Annotated in this window: 2 protein-coding genes; both read right to left on the reverse strand. The window is 35.1% G+C overall.

Going from position 1 to position 1,397, the window contains the following annotated elements; genetic code table 11:
• Positions 1-16: 16 nt before the first annotated feature.
• Positions 17-217, reverse strand: a complete 201-nt coding sequence (locus ABT186_RS48265; protein ID WP_502973568.1) for a pyroglutamyl-peptidase I family protein — start codon at positions 215-217, stop codon at positions 17-19.
• A gap of 373 nt (positions 218-590) precedes the next feature.
• Complete coding sequence (locus ABT186_RS47730) at positions 591-1,196, reverse strand: dienelactone hydrolase family protein (RefSeq protein WP_063284065.1); 606 nt, start codon at positions 1,194-1,196, stop codon at positions 591-593.
• Positions 1,197-1,397: the final 201 nt, after the last annotated feature.

Below are 1,397 nucleotides of genomic sequence, written 5' to 3' on the forward strand. Positions count from 1 at the left end.
TCACTGAGCCTCGACGTCACGGCCGCGGGCGGCGGATCGTCCGGCTCCACGCAGAGCGGCACGGACTCCGGCGGTCAGCTTCCGAAGACCGGCCCGGAATTTCCAATTTAACGATTTGTGCCCCAGCAATTTCATCCGGCAATCGTTTCACGGCTTCTATCGCAGGATTAATTTTATCGTCGCCAAAGGGATCAAATCCGGTAACAAGAATTTTCATGAGAAGATTTCCTTTCTAAAATGCCAAGAAGTACAGAAGCTATCGAGAAGTGTATCTTGTACCATCTTTAAGACGTTGGAGTCTTTGATGGGTAGGACAATTTGTTGCGCCATGATTTATATATACCTTTCTGAAATTAAATAATTAAACTTATAATAGGCTCCGCCTTTTTATGACCACATTAAAAAACTAAACAAAAAGAACACCATATAAATTTTGTACGTGGTCTTCTTTTTGCTTTGAATCATTTCATTCCCTTGCTAAACCATTAGAAGCTTATTGTCAGTTTCAATAATACATCCAGTTACAGTTTACAAGACAATCTCCTACCATAGCTCTTTAGTGGTATCAGCATAAATTTATCATTCCATTACTAAAAGTTACTTAAAAATCCTTTTACTTTCTCATACATATTTTGAGTTTCTATATCATTATATTCTAATAGCAATTCAGGATCAGAAAACAAATATCCTTCTCCTTCATATTCATAGAATTCCAACTTAGCGCCTGAATTTTCTATTTCATTCAGGAATTCTTGTAAAATTTCTTCATCTTCTAGTTTCCACGGATCTTCTTTAGAATAATGGATTTGGATGGGGAGATTTGATGGCCACCCCTCATAGCCAAACATTTTAACTGGCATTCCACCATGTAACAATATGGTTCCAACTGTCTCTGGAATTTTTAGCGAAAGCCACTCTGCTAAATTACAACCATTTGAAAAACCAATAAAGATAACCGGTTTCTTACCATTCTTCTTGTGTTCTTCCTCGAACATCGCATAGGCTTTCTTTTCTAAACCATCTTCTCCAAATGTTCCGAGAAAAGCCATAGCTGTTTTATAATCATCAAATTTCTTTCCTTCATACAAATCAGGAATGATAACATCAAAACCTTCTTTTTTTATAACCTCTGACAAATTTAATTCAGACCCTCTTATTCCAAGTACTGAATGATAGATAAAAACAATTGGCTTCATATAATCCTCCTAGTTAAACTGAATTTACCGATTTATATTTCTATAATGATATTAGAATAATAACAAGACCCATCAGACTTAATCTCATATTATTCACCGTAATTAAAGTCTGATTTCACATTATTAACATGTATTTTCTAAAGTATATCAAATAACTATTCTATTTACAATTCCTTCAATTCTAATATACTACAGTACAGA

The sequence above is a fragment of the Streptomyces sp. NPDC001634 genome, assembly GCF_040298185.1.
GTDB lineage: Bacteria > Actinomycetota > Actinomycetes > Streptomycetales > Streptomycetaceae > Streptomyces.